We start from the raw sequence: 15,009 nt of genomic DNA on the forward strand, positions 1-15,009 counted from the left end.
GGTGGATCCCGGCAAACGCTACCCGGCGCGGGACGCCGCCGAGGCGCGACTGGCAGGATGGCGGTCGATGAGCACAGCTGAGGGCAGCGCGACCGGCACTGACGGCTGGACGATCGTCGTCCCCGTCAAGGCGCTGGACCGCGCGAAGAGTCGCCTGGACCCGGCTCTGCCGTCGGCCGGGCGGAAAGCCCTGGTGCTGGCGATGGCCACCGACGTGCTGCGCTCTTGCCTCGCCGCCCCCGGTGTCGGTCGGGTCCGCGTCGTCTCGGCCGCCGATCCGCTCGTCCGGGACCTGGCGGCCCGGGTCGGCGCGGAGTTCGTCCCCGAGCCCTCTCTGCCCCGTTCCCACGTCGATCCCCTCAACGCCGCCCTGACGGCCGCGCTCGCCGGCGTCCCCGGACCGGTCGGGGTCGTCGCCGCCGATCTGCCCGAGCTCCGCCCGCATCACCTCGCGCGCATCCTCGCCTCCGCCGAGCGGCATCCCCATTCGACGGTCGCGGACCATCGCGGGGCGGGGACGACGATGGCGTTCTGGACGGGCGCGCCCGACTCCCGGGTGTGCCGGTTCGGCCCCGACTCCGCGGCCCGGTTCCGCGCGGGCGGGGCCGTGACCGTCGGCGTGGCGGCCGATCTCGCCGCGGCGAGCCGGGACGTCGACATCCCTGCCGATCTCGCCACCCTCTCGGCCCGTGACGTCGGCGCCGCCACGGCCGGGGCGCTGCGCGACCCCTCGACACGGCATGCGACACACGCGGACGGGGTATCGGCCACAATGGTGCCGTGACCGTAGAACAGCACGCCCTCCAGGAACTGCCCCGGCCCCGTGACCGTTATCTCAACCGTGAACTGAGCTGGCTGGACTTCAACGCGCGCGTGCTCGCGCTGGCCGGCGAGAAGGGCCTCCCACTGCTGGAGCGGGCCAAGTTCCTCGCGATCTTCGCCTCGAACCTGGACGAGTTCTACATGGTGCGCGTCGCCGGCCTCAAGAGACGTGACAAGACCGGGCTGTCGGTCCGCTCCGCGGACGGCCAGACGCCCGCCGAGCAGCTCGGGCGGATCAGTCTGCGCACGCGCGAGCTGTGCGACGAGCAGACCCGGTTGTTCCGCGACGAGATCCGTCCGGAGCTGGAGGCGAACGGCATCCGGATCCTCCCGTGGTCCGACCTCACCGCGGACGAGAAGTTCTCGCTGGCGGAGCTGTTCCGCAACTCGATCTTCCCGGTGCTCACCCCACTGGCGGTGGACCCGGCGCACCCGTTCCCGTACATCTCGGGCCTGAGCCTCAACCTCGCGGTCATCATCCGCGACCTCGACTCGGGCCAGGAGCACTTCGCCCGGGTCAAGATCCCCCACAACGTCCCGCGCTTCGTCCGGGTGGACCGCGGCGGACCGGACGAGTACTCGTTCGTCCCCGCCGAGGACATCATCGCCGCCCACCTGGGCGAGTTGTTCCAGGGCATGGAGGTCGTCGAACACCATGTCTTCCGGGTGACCCGCAACGCGGACATGGAGGTCGAGGAGGACCGCGACGAGGACCTGCTGCAGGCCCTCGAGCGCGAACTGGCGCGCCGCCGGTTCGGGTCGGCGGTGCGGTTGGAGATCGCGGAGGACACGACCCCGCGGATGCTGCGGATCCTGCAGCGGGAACTCGACGTCGACTCCGCCGACGTCATCCGGTTCTCCGGTCTGCTCGACCTCACCGGCCTGTGGCAGATCCACGGACTGGACCTGCCCGACCTCAAGGACCCGCCCATGGTCCCGGCCACTCCCCCGGCCTTCGGCGAGCGGGAAACCGCCCGCAACATCTTCGCCTCGCTCCAGGAGTGCGACGTCCTCGTCGAGCACCCCTACGACTCGTTCGCCACGACCGTGCAGCGATTCATCGAGCAGGCCGCCGCGGACGAGGACGTCCTGGCGATCAAGCAGACCCTGTACCGGACCTCCGGTGACTCCCCCATCGTCAACGCGCTCGTCGACGCCGCGGCGGCCGGCAAGCAGGTGGTCGCGCTGGTGGAGATCAAGGCCCGGTTCGACGAGCAGAACAACATCCGGTGGGCCCGCGAGCTGGAGCAGGCCGGCGTCCACGTCGTCTACGGCCTGCTCGGCCTGAAGACTCACTGCAAGACCTGCCTGGTGGTGCGCAAGGAGGGCGACCGGCTCCAGCGGTACGCGCACATCGGCACGGGCAACTACAATCCCAAGACGGCCCGGCTGTACGAGGACGTGGGGCTGTTCACGGCCGACGAGGAGGTCGTGTCGGACCTGACGGACCTGTTCAACCACCTCACCGGGTTCTCCAACGTGAGCAAATACCGCCGTCTGCTGGTGGCGCCGGAGGGGATCCGCTCCGGCATCATCGAGCGGATCGACCGCGAGATCGCCCTGGTCGAGGACGGTCACGAGGCGGGCATCCGACTCAAGGCCAACGCGCTGGTGGACGAGCAGGTGATCGACGCCCTGTACCGGGCCTCCCAGGCCGGCGTGCCGGTGGAAATCGTGGTGCGCGGCATCTGTTCACTCCGCGCCGGGGTCCCGGGCCTGAGCGAGAACATCCACGTCCGGTCGATCCTCGGCCGCTTCCTCGAGCACTCGCGGATCCTGCACTTCCGTGGTGCGGACGAGGTGTTCATCGGCAGCGCTGACATGATGCACCGCAACCTCGACCGCCGGGTCGAGGTGATGGTCACCGTCACCGACCCCCGCCTCAAGGAGCAGATCCACCGCATCTTCGACTCGGCGCTCGACCCGGCGACCCGCAGCTTCCACCTCCAGCCGGACGCGACCTGGCGACGCATGCCGGCGCCGGAGGACTGGGGCGACTCGGTCGATCACCAGGAGCGAATGGCCTCCCAGCACGCGGGGTTCCGTAACCGATGAGCCCGAAGCCTGGGAAATCCAGGGTCCGCGTGGTCCCGGCCGCCGGAGCGGTCCTGTACCGGATGGACGGCGATTCGCCGCTGTGTGCGGTCGTCCACCGACCGCGCTACGACGACTGGTCGCTCCCCAAGGGCAAGGTCGACGCCGGAGAAGCACTGCCGGTCACCGCTGTGCGCGAGATCGAGGAGGAGACGGGCTTCGCCGCCGAGCTGCGCTCCCGGATCGGGACGACCGCCTACCCCCTCAAGGAGAACACCCGTAAAGAGGTCACCTACTGGTCGGCGCTGGCCACCGGCGGTGACTTCCACCCCAACTCCGAGGTCGACGAGATCCGCTGGGTGCCCGTGGACGAGGCCAAGTGCCTCGTCTCCTACCCGCTCGACCGGAAGATCCTCACCCGCTTCGACGACGCGCCGCGCGCCCGGTCGGTCCTGCTGCTCGTCCGGCACGCCAAGGCGGGGCGCCGGAGCGAGTGGGGCGGTAACGACGACCTGAGGCCGCTGGAGAAGAACGGCCGGGTGCAGGCCGAGATGTTGGCGCCGATGCTGCGGGCGTTCGGTGTCACCCGTCTCCACAGCGCGCCTCGCGTCCGGTGCGAGCAGACGCTCGCGCCGCTGGCCGACGAGCTCGGGGCGTCGATCTCGACCGAGCCGGCGCTGAGCGACGAGGCGTACCTCGACGATCCCGTCGCGGCCGTGTCACGGCTGACCCGGATCGCCGGCGCCGAGGGGATCGCCGCGGTGTCCTCGCAGGGCACAGCCATCCCCGGGATGGTCCGCGATCTGGCCGGGCCGGCCGGCCTCGACGTGGGCGACGCGTCCACGAAGAAGGCCGGCGTGTGGGTGCTGGGGTTCGACGGCGGGACAGTGGTCCACGCCGACTACTACCCGAGCCCCCTGCCGCTGTTCTGAGGCGCGTGCGGCCCCGTCACCGGGCCGCCCGGGCCCGACCGCGGCCGGGCGGCTCAGCTGACCTTGTCGCGGAGGCCGACCCCGTTGGCGTGCAGGCCGCCGAACGACTGATGCGAGCTCGACCGCTTGGCGGCGAGCCGGCCCTCGGGCAGCGTCTCGGTGCCCTGGATGACGGACTTGAAGTACTGACCCGGCCGGAACACCGGCGAGTAGGTCGGCGGGACCGGGATCGACTCCCCGGTGTGGGGGTTGCGCGCGACGCGGGCCGCACGTGCCTTCTTCTCGAAGATGCCGAAGCCCATGATGGTGATGGACTCCCCGGACGCCACCGTCCGCACGATGATGTCGAGGGTGTTCTCCAGCGCCTCGGTGGCGAGCTGGTGGTCTCCGCCCATCCGGTCCGCCAGCTCGGCGATCAGGTCGGCTTTGTTCACGTGGGGATCCCCCTTCGGCTGAGTATGCGTGCGCGGCTTTCGCAACCGCACGGAATGAATATAAGCATAATCACACGGCCGGGCCAGGCGGGGGTCAATTCGGAGGTGACTCCGAAACATTTTTGACGCGCGTCGGTCAGCGGGGCGTGGTGACCGGTTTGAACGCCGGCCGCCGGCTCTCGAACGCCTCGATATCGTCAGCGCGCCGCAGCGTGAGGCCGATGTCGTCGAGCCCCTCCATGAGCCGCCAGCGCGTGTAGTCATCGATATCGAACGGTACGGTGACATCGCCCGCGGTGATCGTGCGGGTGACCAGATCCACGGTGAGCTCGATACCCGGTCGCTCGTCCATCACCTTCCACAGGAGCTCGACGTTCTCCTGCTCGACCCGGGCGGCCACGAGGCCGGACTTACCCGAGTTGCCGCGGAAGATGTCGGCGAAGCGGGACGAGACGACCACGCGGAAGCCGAAGTCCATGAGGGCCCACACGGCGTGCTCCCGCGACGAGCCCGTCCCGAAGTCCGGCCCGGCGACCAGGACGGAGGCGCGGTCGTACGGCGGGCGGTTGAGGACGAAGTCCGGCTCGTTCGCCCGCCAGGAGGAGAACAGGCCGTCCTCGAACCCGGTGCGTGTGACGCGCTTGAGATACTCGGCGGGGATGATCTGGTCGGTGTCCACGTTGGAGCGGCGCAGCGGGGCGCCGATGCCGGTGTGGGTGGTGATCGGCTCCATGAGGTGTCAGGCCCCCTTCGCGGGCTCGAGATCGGCGGGTGAGGCGAGGTGCCCGAGCACCGCGGTGGCCGCGGCGACCGACGGGCTGACGAGGTGAGTGCGCGCACCCTTGCCCTGGCGTCCCTCGAAGTTGCGGTTGGAGGTGGACGCGCACCGTTGGCCGGGCAGCAGCGAGTCGGGGTTCATGCCCAGGCACATGGAGCAGCCCGGCTGGCGCCACTCGGCGCCGAACTCGGTGAACACCCGGTCCAGGCCTTCCCGCTCGGCCTGCTGGCTCACCCGCATGGAGCCCGGCACGACGAGCATCCGCACGCCGTCGGCGATCCTCTGCCCGTCGATGACCTCGGCGACGGTGCGCAGGTCTTCGATGCGGCCGTTGGTGCACGACCCGACGAACACGACGTCGACGGGCACCTCGCGCATGGGGGTGCCGGCCCGCAGGTCCATGTACTCCAGGGCGCTCTCGGCGGCGATCCGCGCGCTCTCGTCCGTGAACGACTCCGGGTCCGGGACGGACGCGCCCAGCGGAACGCCCTGACCGGGGTTGGTGCCCCAGGTGACGAACGGGGTGAGCGCCGAGCCGTCGATCACGACCTCGGCGTCGAAGACCGCGTCGTCGTCGGTGCGCAGGCTCTCCCAGTACCGCACGGCCTCGTCCCACTCGTCGCCCGTGGGCGCGTGCGGACGGCCGCGCAGGTAGTCGTAGGTGGTCTGGTCGGGCGCGATCATGCCCGCCCGCGCGCCGGCCTCGATGCTCATGTTGCAGACGGTCATCCGGGCCTCCATCGAGAGCTTCTCGATGGCCTCGCCGCGGTACTCGATGATGTAACCCTGCCCCCCGCCGGTGCCGATCTGGGCGATGACGGCGAGGATGAGGTCCTTGCCCGTGACGCCCGGCTGCAGCTCGCCGGTGACGGTCACGGCCATCGTCTTGAACGGCCGCAGGCTGAGCGTCTGGGTGGCCATGACGTGCTCGACCTCGGAGGTACCGATACCCATGGCGATGGACCCGAACGCCCCGTGGGTGGAGGTGTGCGAGTCGCCGCACACCACCGTCATGCCCGGCTGGGTCAGGCCCAGCTGGGGGCCCACGACGTGGACGATCCCCTGGTCGAGATCGCCCATCGGGTACAGCCGGACACCGAACTCCTCGCAGTTGCGGCGCAGGGTCTCGATCTGGACGCGCGAGGTCTGGTCGGCGATGAGGTTGACGGCGCCGCCGACGATGTCGGTCGGCACGTTGTGGTCCTCGGTGGCCAGCGTGAGGTCCGGGCGGCGGAGCTGACGGCCGGCCAGGCGGAGTCCGTCGAACGCCTGAGGACTGGTGACCTCGTGGATGAGGTGGAGGTCGATGAAGATGAGGTCGGGCCCCCGGGACTCGCCCTCACCCTCTCCGCTGACCACCACGTGGTCGTCCCAGACCTTCTCGGCCAGGGTCCGCGGGCGCGTTCCACCGGTCACGGTCTCAGTCATCACGCCTCCAGTCACATCCCGGATGAGCCTCTGATGGATTCTCACCATGTAGGACGATATAGTCGAACTGTGAGACAGTATAGCGGGATCGGGGTCCTCGACAAAGCGATGACGGTGCTGCACGCGGTGGCCGAGCAGCCCTGCGTCCTGGCCGACCTCTGCGAGCGGACGGGACTGCCGCGCGCCACCGCGCACCGCCTCGCGGTGGGCCTGGAGATCCATCAACTGCTGTCCCGTGACGACGCCGGGGTGTGGAGCCTCGGGCCCGGACTGGCCAAACTCGCGGCGCACGTCTCCGACTCCCTTGCCGACGCCGCCTCCTCGGTGCTGCCGCGGCTGCGCGAGATCACCGAGGAGAGCGTCCAAGTCTACCGCCGGGACGGCGACCGCCGCATCTGCGTGGCCTCGGCCGAGCCGCCGACCGGCCTGCGGGACACGGTGCCCGTCGGTGCGGTCCTGCCCATGAGCCGCGGTTCGGGGGCCAAGGTCCTCGCCGCGTGGGCCGACCCGGCCACGCAGCGCGCGCTCCTGACCGACGCCACGTACACCGAACGCCAGCTGGCGGAGGTCCGCCGGCGTGGCTGGGCGCAGTCCGTCGCCGAGCGGGAGGCGGGCGTGGCCTCGATCTCCGCGCCCATCCGGGACTCGACGGGCACCGTGGTCGCGGCGATCTCGGTCTCCGGTCCGGTGGACCGCATCGGCCGCCGACCGGGCGTGAAGTGGGCCGCCGACCTGCTCACCGCGGCGGACGCGATCCACAAGCGGCTGTAGGGCGGCCTACCGGCACGCGGCCGACCTCAGGCGGGCCGTCGCCCGCGGACGAGCCTGTCCAACGCCCACGGCAGGCTCGAGACACTGGGCTGGCGCACGGCCGCGACGAGGTCGTCGTCGCGGGGATCGACCCGCACCACCTGGACGCCCGGACGCCGCAGTTCGCGGTACGGCCGGGGCTCGGCCCGCGCGTCCACCTCGAACCCCAGGGCGCGGATCTCCGCGCCGAGCGGCGAGTCCGCCGCGAGGGTGGCGACGGGGGTGTCGGGCCGGGCGCCGGTGCCGACGACGACGGCGAGGGCCTCGACCCCGAGCCGACGCTGACCCCGGGCCCACGCGTCGAGCGCCTCCTCGGCGGTGGCGGTCGCCGGTCCGGGATCGCGGTCGAGCGCGTCGGCCACGAGGTCGAGGTGGTCCCGCCAGCCCGGTCGACCCTGCGGGTCGACGATCACGGTCGCCAGGCGCTCGTACCCGCGTAGCTGGTCGCCGGTGACGTCCGCGGCGGCCAGGACGAAGGCGTCGACACCGAACGGCAGCAGGGACCGCAGACTGGGCAGCCCCGGGCCGTCCCATTCCGGCCGCGGCGGGGCGGGTCGCCCACGCCACGGCCGCGGTCCCGTGCCGTCGACCGCCCACGCGGCCTCCGGCTCGCGGTCGAGCGCGTGCAGGACGTCGAGATCGGCCGAGGAGAGTGCGAGGAGACGGCGCGGCGGCGCGTCCGGCGTCGGTGTCCGGACCGGCTCGGGAGGGGCGAGCGGGTCCGTCGGGGTGGCGGACGGGCTCGTCGTCGTCGCCCCCTTCTCCGCGCCGCACGCACCGAGTGCGGCGAGGGACAGGCCGGCCCCCACGGCGAGGCGGAACAGGTCACGGCGCGAGGTCACGCGGTGATCTTCGCACGCACCCCGAAATGCGGAACGTCCCGGCTCGTCAGTGACGAACCGGGACGGCCTCCCTCGTACCCCCGATGGGATTCGAACCCACGCTACCGCCGTGAGAGGGCGGCGTCCTAGGCCGCTAGACGACGGGGGCCTTGCTCGCTGCTCCACCACAGTAGCCGACAGGTGGACGCGGAACCAAATCGGGGCGCGCGGCAGACTTCACCCGGTACAAAGATGCACTCGGTCTACTTTTTCCGTTAGGATTCCTCCGTGAGCTCTCCCCCCGACGCCTCCCTGCAGGCCCCCCACGCTCCCCCTCGTGCGGACGCTCGGCGTGACGACTCCCTGCGCGACCGGAAGCGCCGCGCGACCCTCCTCGCCATCGAGGACGCCGCCACCGCGTTGGTCCTCGAGCACGGGTACGACGCGGTGACGGTCGACCAGATCTGCGCGGCCGCCGAGGTCTCCAAGCGCACGTTCTTCAACTACGTCGCCTCCAAGGAGGCCGCGGTCATCGGCGCCAGCCCGCAGGACGTCCCCGAGGCCGAGCGCGAAGACTTCCTTGACGGGGTCGATCCGGACGTCCCACGCGCGCTGATGCGGGTCTTTCTCGCAGGCTTCGCGGCCACCCGCATCGCGGACAGGGAGCAGACAGCCATGCTCGTCCAACGCCGGCGTGACATCTTCCGGGCCGAGCCGCAGCTCGGTGCTGCGCGGATGACCGCCTCGTACCGGTTCCAGATCGAGCTCGTGGACCTCGTGTCCCGCCACCTCGACCGGCATCCGCGGCTGCGCCGACTGCCCGGGGTGAGCGCCGAGGCCGAGGCACGCGCGTGCGTCGCGCTCGTCGCCGCCTCGGGGAACCTCGGCATGGCCACCTGGCTGAACCGCGACTCCGCCTCCTTCGACGACCTCCACGCCGACTGCGCCACAGCCCTGCGCCAGCTCGCCGTGCTCGTCGGCGAGCCCTCCTCCACCGCCATCACCACCGACGGGATCCCGCATGAGTGAGACTGACATCCGCACCACCGCGGCACCGCCCGGTGCCGAGCGCCCCCTTACCCCGGCGCCGACGCCGCACAACGTCCCGCTGGTGTTCACTTCGCTGCTGCTGGGGATGCTCATCGTGTCCCTGGGGCAGATGATCTTCGCCACCGCGCTGCCCACGATCGTCGCCGACCTCGGCGGCGTCGACCGCATGAGCTGGGTCATCACCGTCTACCTGCTCACCATGACGATCGGCCTGCCCGTGTACGGCAAGCTCGGGGACCAGATCGGCCGCAAGCCGCTGTTCGTCGCCGCCATCCTGCTGTTCTCGGCCGGTTCGCTACTCGGCGCTCTCGCCTCGAACATCGACCTGCTCATCGCTGCCCGTGCCGTCCAGGGTCTCGGCGGCGGCGGCCTCATGGTCCTGTCCCAGGCCATCGTCGCCGACGTCGTCCCCGCCCGACAGCGCGGACGGTACATGGGCGTCATGGGCGCCGTCTTCGGGCTGTCCTCCGTCCTCGGCCCGCTCCTCGGCGGATTCTTCACCGAGGGGCCCGGCTGGCGGTGGGCGCTGTGGTTCAACCTCCCGGTGTGCCTGATCGCCCTCGTCGTGGCCGTCGTCTGGCTGCGCCTGCCCAACCGCGGGAGCGGACGCCGCACCGACTGGCCCGGCACGGTGCTCATGGCCATCAGCACCACCGCACTCATCCTTCTCTCGTCGTGGGGCGGCAACCGCTACGACTGGACCGACCCGGTCATCCTCGGCATGGGCGCGCTGTTCCTCGTGTGCGCCGTGGCCTTCGTCCGGGTAGAGCGTCGTTCCCCTCACCCGCTGATCCCGATGACGCTGTTCGCCGAGCGCAACTTCTCGGTCTCGACCGCCGCCGGGCTCCTGATCGGCGTAGCGATGTTCGGGTGCATGGCCTACCTGCCCACGTACATCCAGATGGTCCACGGTCTCGGCCCCACCGCGGCCGGCCTCATGATGATCCCCATGATGATCGGCATGATGGGCACGTCCATCGTCGTCGGCAACATCGTCAGCCGCACCGGCCGCTACAAGTGGTACCCCGTCGTCGGCACTCTCATCATGGCCGTCGGGCTCTGGTTCATCGGCTCGCTGCAGGCCGGTGACACCCTTGTCCACCTGGGCGTGGTTCTCTTCGTGTTCGGTTTCGGGCTCGGCCTGTGCATGCAGCTGCTCGTGCTGATCGTCCAGAACGCGTTCCCCATCACCATGGTCGGCACCGCGACCGCGTCCAACAACTTCTTCCGCCAGATCGGCGGCACGATGGGTTCGGCCATCGTCGGTTCGCTGTTCGTCAGTCGGCTCGCCGATCTCATGAGCGAGCGCATCCCCGCCGCGGCGGCCCAGCTCGGACCCGAGGGCGCCCGGGTCGCCGAGACCTTCGCCCACGGGGCGGGTGCAAACTCCATGAGCCCGGAGATCCTGGCCGGGCTGCCGGGTCCCCTGCACGACGCGATCGTCGGGGCGTACAACGACGCCCTGGTGCCGATCTACCACATCGTCGTCCCGCTCATCCTCGTCGCGACCGTGCTGCTGCTGTTCGTCCGCGAGGACACCCTCAAGGAGACGGTCGACTGACCGTCCACGAGGCGCGCCCATCGGTGCGCCCTTCGGCCGCGGTCCGCCGCCCTCACCCCCTCACCCCCGTGCCCGCGCTCACCGCGCGCCGGCGCGGGGGTGAGGAGTCCGATACGGGATCCGTACGCACGACACACGGCCCCGTCACGCGGCGTCACTAGCGTCCGACGAGTGACCACGCTTCACCTCACCGCTCCCGACCACACCGCCTCCCACCAGACCGTGCTGCGGTTCCTGGCCGCCCCGACCGACGTCGGGACGGGTACCCAGGTCCATACCGGCCGCATCCTCGAGTGGATCGACAAGGCCGCCTACGCGCTGGCCGCGGGATGGTCGGGTGGGTACGCCGTCACGGCCTACGTCGGCAACGTCCGTTTCTCCCGCCCGATCGCCTCCGGGGACCTCGTGGAGGTGTCCGCCCGGCTCGTGCACACGGGCACCTCCTCCATGCACATCCAGTGCGACGTCCGCGCCTGCGATCCCGCACGCCCCGGGTACCGGCACTGCGCCGAGTGCCTGGTCGTCTTCATCGCCGTCCGCGACGGCGCGCCCACCCCGGTCCCCGCCTGGCGGCCCGCCTCGAGCCTGGAGATCCACGAGTCCGACGAGGCGGTCATGCGCATCGGGCTGCGCAAGGACATCGAGCGCGCGATGGCGCAGCAGGTCTACTCCGAGGCCGGCACCGCCCCGCGATCGACGCTGCGCCTGCTCGCCGCCCCCTCGGACGTCAACTGGGGAGGCAACGCCCACGGTGGACGGATCATGGCGTGGATCGATGACGCGGCGAACCTGTGCGCGGCCCAGTGGTCGGGTACCCCGTGTACCTCGGTGTACGCGGGCGGGGTGCGCTTCTACCATCCGGTACGGATCGGGGACGTGGTGGAGGTGGAGGCCCGCCTGCTGCACACCGGCCACGAGACCATGCACGTCTCCGTGCACGTGCGCTCCGGGGCGGCCACCTCGTCCGCCCGCACGCTCAGCACGCACTGCCTCACCGTCTGCGCCGCCCTGGGCGCGGACGGGCGCCCCACCCCGGTCGCGCGGTGGTCCCCCGTGTCCGCCGAGGACCACGCCCTGGACGCCCACGCACGCGACCTCGTCCGGCTGCGGGCGCGGGGACGGTCCTCGAGGCGGGCGCCCGCCTCGAGCTGAGCGATGCCCGAAATGCGGAAGACGCCCGGAGCGATGTGCTCCGGGCGTCGTCACGGTGTACCCCCGATGGGATTCGAACCCACGCTACCGCCGTGAGAGGGCGGCGTCCTAGGCCGCTAGACGACGGGGGCTAGGACACGGATCCACAGGGGATCCGCTGTGAGCACTCGCGTGGAGCACTCCGCTGGCCTACCAGGACTCGAACCTAGAACGGCTGAACCAGAATCAGCTGTGTTGCCAATTACACCATAGGCCACTATTTTCACTTCTCCGCCGCTCTTCAGCGACCTCGAAGAGACTACCAAACCTCTGTGGGTGAATAGCAAATCGCCTGGTCAGTGGCCTCGTTTCTTCGACGGCTGGATTCGGCCACGCCCGTCATCCGTCGACGGGCGCGGCCGCTCTCATCAGCCGGCGACCGGTGCCGAGCGGAGACGGGACAGCGTCGCCTCACGGCCGAGCAGCTCGATGGACTCGAACAGCGGGGGCGAGATGTGCGAACCCGTCACCGCCACCCGGACCGGGCCGTAGGCCTTGCGCGGCTTGATGCCCAGGCCGTCCACCAGGGCCCCGGACAGCGCGGCCTCGATGGCGGGCGCCGTCCACTTCTCGAGAGAGCCGAGGGCGGCGATCGCCGCGTCGACGACCTCACGCGACCCGGGCTTGAGGTTCTTGGCCGCGGACTGCGGGTCCACCGTGAACTCCGACTCGTCCACCAGCAGGAAGCGGATCAGCTTCCAGGCGTCCGACAGAACCACGATGCGGGTCTGTAGCAACTCCGCCACGACCGCCCACCGTTGCTGGTCGAAGTCCTCCGGCAGCGTCAGTCCGTCCTGGGCCGGGTGGGCGACGAGGTACTCGCGCAGACGCCGTGCGAACTCGTCGGTCGGCAGCTGCCGGATGTGCTCGGCGTTGATCGCGTCGGCCTTCTTCTGGTCGAAGCGGGCCGGGTTCGCGTTGACCTGCCGGACGTCGAAGGCGTCGACCATCTCCTGGAGTGAGAACACGTCGCGGTCCTCTGACAGGCCCCACCCGAGCAGCGCCAGGTAATTGAGCAGGCCCTCGGGCAGCATGCCTCGGTCCCGGTGCAGGAAGAGGTCCGACTCGGGGTCGCGTTTCGAGAGCTTCTTGTTGCCCTCACCCATGACGAACGGCAGGTGACCGAACTCGGGCACACCGTCGGCCACGCCGATGCGCTCGAGGGCGCGGTACAGGGCGATCTGCCGCGGGGTGGAGCTGAGCAGGTCCTCGCCGCGCAGGACGTGCGTGATCTTCATGAGGGCGTCGTCGACGGGGTTGACCAGCGTGTAGAGCGGGATCCCGTTGGCGCGGGTGAGCGCGAAGTCGGGGACCGTGCCGGCCTTGAAGGTCGTCTCGCCGCGGACGAGGTCGTTCCAGGACAGGTCCTCGTCCGGCATCCGCAGGCGGATCACCGCTCCGCGACCCTCGTCGCGGAAGGCCTGCTTCTGCTCCTCGGTGAGGTCGCGGTCGTACCCGTCGTAGCCGAGCTTGGGGTCGCGTCCGGCCGCCCGGTGCCGGGCCTCTACCTCCTCGGGGGTGGAGAAGGACTCGTAGGCCTCCCCCGCATCGATGAGCCGGCGCACGACGTCGAGGTGCAACTCACGCCGCTCCGACTGGCGGTACGGCGCGTACGGACCGCCGACCTCGGGCCCCTCGTCCCAGTCCAATCCGAGCCACCGCAGCGCGTCGAGGATCGCCTGGTAGGACTCCTCGGAGTCGCGCGCGGCGTCGGTGTCCTCGATCCGGAAGACGAACGTCCCACCCGTGTGCCGGGCGTGCGCCCAGTTGAACAGTGCCGTCCGCACGAGCCCCACGTGGGGTGTGCCGGTGGGCGACGGACAGAAGCGGACGCGGACATCGGAGGCTGTCATGAGGCCCATCCTAGAGACGGTCCCGGCTCGCACCCCCGTCGAGGACCGGCCTAGGATCAGCGGGTACCCGTGGCAGGCGCCTGCAGGACGGCGCCCCACGGACCGAACCGAGTCGAGGGAGGCGAGCCGTGGCGTCAGGGCTCCACCCCGACGTCGGACGACCAGTCACAGCCCCGGACTTCCTGCTCTCGCGGCCGACCGGCTCGCTGCGCACGCAGGGCGCCCTCGCCGCGTTCACCGATCCCGCCGACGCCGCACTGGCCCTTCGTTCGGGCTCCTGCGGACTCGTAGTGGGTGCGATCGGTTTCGAGCCGGACGCACCGGCCGCGCTCGTGGAGCCCGACGTCGTGGTGCGCACCGACGGCCCGCTCGAGCCGCCTGCGTATTTCCGCGCGATGCGGACCCGCGCCCACATCGCCGAGGAGGTGCCCACGGCGGCAGAGCACCGGGCGCGTGTCGCGACCGCGATCGCGGGCGTGCGCGCCGGTGAATTCGACAAGGTGGTGTTGGCCCGCGCGGTGCGACTAGCGGCGGACGAGCCGATCGATCCCCACGCGGTGTGCGCCGCCCTCATCGACTCGAGCCCCTCGGCCGACGGGTATCTCGTCGACCTCTCCCCCGCCGGCGGTCGCTACTCGGGCCGCGTCCTGGTGGGTTCCAGTCCCGAATTGCTCGTCCGTCGCCGGGGTGACCTGGTGGAGTGCCACCCGTTGGCCGGATCCGCGCCCCGTTCCGCTGACCCCGCCGCCGACCAGGCCGCGGGCCGCGCGCTGCGGGCCTCCGGGAAGGATGCCTCCGAGCACGCCTTCGTCGTGGACTCGCTGGCCCGGTCACTCGGGCCGGTGTGCACCGACCTGGAGATCCCCGAGCACCCTTCGTTGACGTCGACCCGGGAGATGTGGCACCTCGGGACCCGGATCCGGGGGCGCATCGCCGACCCCAGGACCACCGCTCTGGACCTGGCCCTGGCCGTCCACCCCACCCCCGCGGTGTGCGGCACGCCGACGGACGCGGCCCGCCGCCTCATCGCGGGGATCGAGGGCGACCGGGGGTTCTACGCAGGTGCGGTCGGGTGGTCCGACTCCGGCGGTGACGGCGACTGGATGGTCACCATCCGGTGCGTCGAGATCGACGCGGACCGCGCCGGGGCCGTCGCCTGGGCCGGGGGCGGGCTCGTCTCCGACTCCCAGCCCGACGACGAGGTAGCGGAGACCGGGGCCAAGCTGCGGACAGTCCTGCGGGCGGTCGGCGCCGCGTAGGCCACCGGAGGCCGGGCCCGCCCCGGCGCAGCCTAG

At 71.1% G+C, this 15,009-nt stretch carries 13 protein-coding genes and 3 tRNA genes; 8 read left to right on the forward strand and 8 right to left on the reverse strand.

Annotated features, from left to right (window positions below; all coding sequences use genetic code 11):
- The first annotated feature begins 67 nt into the window (after positions 1-67).
- The 3 genes from cofC to DCI01S_RS02530 are packed head-to-tail and all read left to right on the forward strand — an operon-like array spanning position 68 to position 3,788.
- A complete protein-coding gene (gene cofC / locus DCI01S_RS02520) occupies positions 68-784 on the forward strand; it encodes a 2-phospho-L-lactate guanylyltransferase (RefSeq protein ID WP_061227809.1) in 717 nt (238 codons plus the stop codon).
- A complete protein-coding gene (locus DCI01S_RS02525) occupies positions 781-2,877 on the forward strand; it encodes an RNA degradosome polyphosphate kinase (protein WP_061227782.1) in 2,097 nt (698 codons plus the stop codon). The genes cofC and DCI01S_RS02525 overlap by 4 nt, the downstream gene beginning before the upstream one ends.
- Positions 2,874-3,788, forward strand: a complete 915-nt coding sequence (locus tag DCI01S_RS02530) for an NUDIX hydrolase (RefSeq protein ID WP_061227783.1) — start codon at positions 2,874-2,876, stop codon at positions 3,786-3,788. Before DCI01S_RS02525 ends, DCI01S_RS02530 begins: the two co-directional genes overlap by 4 nt.
- 53 nt (positions 3,789-3,841) lie before the next feature.
- On the opposite strand, the gene DCI01S_RS02535 is transcribed toward DCI01S_RS02530, so the two are convergent.
- The 3 genes from DCI01S_RS02535 to leuC form a co-directional block, all read right to left on the reverse strand.
- Positions 3,842-4,222 carry an HU family DNA-binding protein gene (locus DCI01S_RS02535; protein WP_061227784.1) on the reverse strand — a complete coding sequence of 127 codons (381 nt, stop codon included), beginning with the start codon at positions 4,220-4,222 and terminating at the stop codon, positions 3,842-3,844.
- 136 nt (positions 4,223-4,358) lie between these two features.
- Complete coding sequence (leuD, locus tag DCI01S_RS02540) at positions 4,359-4,955, reverse strand: 3-isopropylmalate dehydratase small subunit (RefSeq protein ID WP_061227785.1); 597 nt, start codon at positions 4,953-4,955, stop codon at positions 4,359-4,361.
- 6 nt (positions 4,956-4,961) lie between these two features.
- Complete coding sequence (leuC, locus tag DCI01S_RS02545) at positions 4,962-6,428, reverse strand: 3-isopropylmalate dehydratase large subunit (protein WP_061227786.1); 1,467 nt, start codon at positions 6,426-6,428, stop codon at positions 4,962-4,964.
- Between the two features lie 69 nt (positions 6,429-6,497).
- On the opposite strand from leuC, the gene DCI01S_RS02550 reads away from it, so the two are divergent.
- Positions 6,498-7,199: an IclR family transcriptional regulator gene (locus tag DCI01S_RS02550; RefSeq protein ID WP_061227787.1), complete on the forward strand. Its 702-nt coding sequence runs from the start codon at positions 6,498-6,500 to the stop codon at positions 7,197-7,199.
- Between the two features lie 26 nt (positions 7,200-7,225).
- Here the strand turns inward: DCI01S_RS02550 and DCI01S_RS02555 are convergent, their stop codons facing one another.
- Together DCI01S_RS02555 and DCI01S_RS02560 are read right to left on the reverse strand one after the other, a co-directional pair.
- Positions 7,226-8,080 (reverse strand): TroA family protein, encoded by an 855-nt coding sequence (locus DCI01S_RS02555; protein WP_061227788.1) that lies wholly within the window; start codon positions 8,078-8,080, stop codon positions 7,226-7,228.
- Between the two features lie 75 nt (positions 8,081-8,155).
- Positions 8,156-8,228: transfer RNA gene (locus DCI01S_RS02560), tRNA-Glu, on the reverse strand.
- A 119-nt stretch (positions 8,229-8,347) separates the two neighbouring features.
- On the opposite strand from DCI01S_RS02560, the gene DCI01S_RS02565 reads away from it, so the two are divergent.
- From DCI01S_RS02565 to DCI01S_RS02575, 3 genes are all read left to right on the forward strand, one after another.
- On the forward strand, positions 8,348-9,088 hold the full coding sequence (locus tag DCI01S_RS02565; RefSeq protein ID WP_082767604.1) for a TetR/AcrR family transcriptional regulator: 741 nt from the start codon (positions 8,348-8,350) through the stop codon (positions 9,086-9,088).
- Positions 9,081-10,670 (forward strand): MDR family MFS transporter, encoded by a 1,590-nt coding sequence (locus DCI01S_RS02570; RefSeq protein WP_061227789.1) that lies wholly within the window; start codon positions 9,081-9,083, stop codon positions 10,668-10,670. Before DCI01S_RS02565 ends, DCI01S_RS02570 begins: the two co-directional genes overlap by 8 nt.
- Positions 10,671-10,841: 171 nt before the next feature.
- Positions 10,842-11,822: an acyl-CoA thioesterase gene (locus DCI01S_RS02575; protein WP_082767605.1), complete on the forward strand. Its 981-nt coding sequence runs from the start codon at positions 10,842-10,844 to the stop codon at positions 11,820-11,822.
- Between the two features lie 58 nt (positions 11,823-11,880).
- Here DCI01S_RS02575 and DCI01S_RS02580 read toward each other — a convergent pair.
- The 3 genes from DCI01S_RS02580 to gltX form a co-directional block, all read right to left on the reverse strand.
- Positions 11,881-11,953, reverse strand: a tRNA-Glu gene (locus DCI01S_RS02580).
- A 53-nt stretch (positions 11,954-12,006) separates the two neighbouring features.
- Positions 12,007-12,078 (reverse strand) — tRNA-Gln (locus DCI01S_RS02585).
- A gap of 151 nt (positions 12,079-12,229) precedes the next feature.
- Positions 12,230-13,714, reverse strand: a complete 1,485-nt coding sequence (gene gltX, locus DCI01S_RS02590) for a glutamate--tRNA ligase (RefSeq protein WP_061227790.1) — start codon at positions 13,712-13,714, stop codon at positions 12,230-12,232.
- A 128-nt stretch (positions 13,715-13,842) separates the two neighbouring features.
- Between gltX and DCI01S_RS02595 the strand changes: the two genes are divergently transcribed.
- Entirely contained in the window at positions 13,843-14,973 is a 1,131-nt protein-coding gene (locus DCI01S_RS02595; protein ID WP_061227791.1) for an isochorismate synthase, read from the forward strand.
- The last annotated feature ends 36 nt before the right edge of the window (positions 14,974-15,009 follow it).

Source organism: Dietzia cinnamea NBRC 102147 (genome assembly GCF_001571065.1).
Lineage (GTDB): Bacteria > Actinomycetota > Actinomycetes > Mycobacteriales > Mycobacteriaceae > Dietzia > Dietzia cinnamea.

Bases quoted from the DNA above. Each gene is read 5' to 3' on its own strand.
- cofC (WP_061227809.1), top strand. From the start codon at position 68: ATGAGCACAGCTGAGGGCAGCGCGACCGGCACTGACGGCTGGACGATC.
- DCI01S_RS02530 (WP_061227783.1), top strand. From the start codon at position 2,874: ATGAGCCCGAAGCCTGGGAAATCCAGGGTCCGCGTGGTCCCGGCCGCC.
- leuD (WP_061227785.1), bottom strand. From the start codon at position 4,955: ATGGAGCCGATCACCACCCACACCGGCATCGGCGCCCCGCTGCGCCGC.
- leuC (WP_061227786.1), bottom strand. From the start codon at position 6,428: ATGACTGAGACCGTGACCGGTGGAACGCGCCCGCGGACCCTGGCCGAG.
- DCI01S_RS02570 (WP_061227789.1), top strand. From the start codon at position 9,081: ATGAGTGAGACTGACATCCGCACCACCGCGGCACCGCCCGGTGCCGAG.
- gltX (WP_061227790.1), bottom strand. From the start codon at position 13,714: ATGACAGCCTCCGATGTCCGCGTCCGCTTCTGTCCGTCGCCCACCGGC.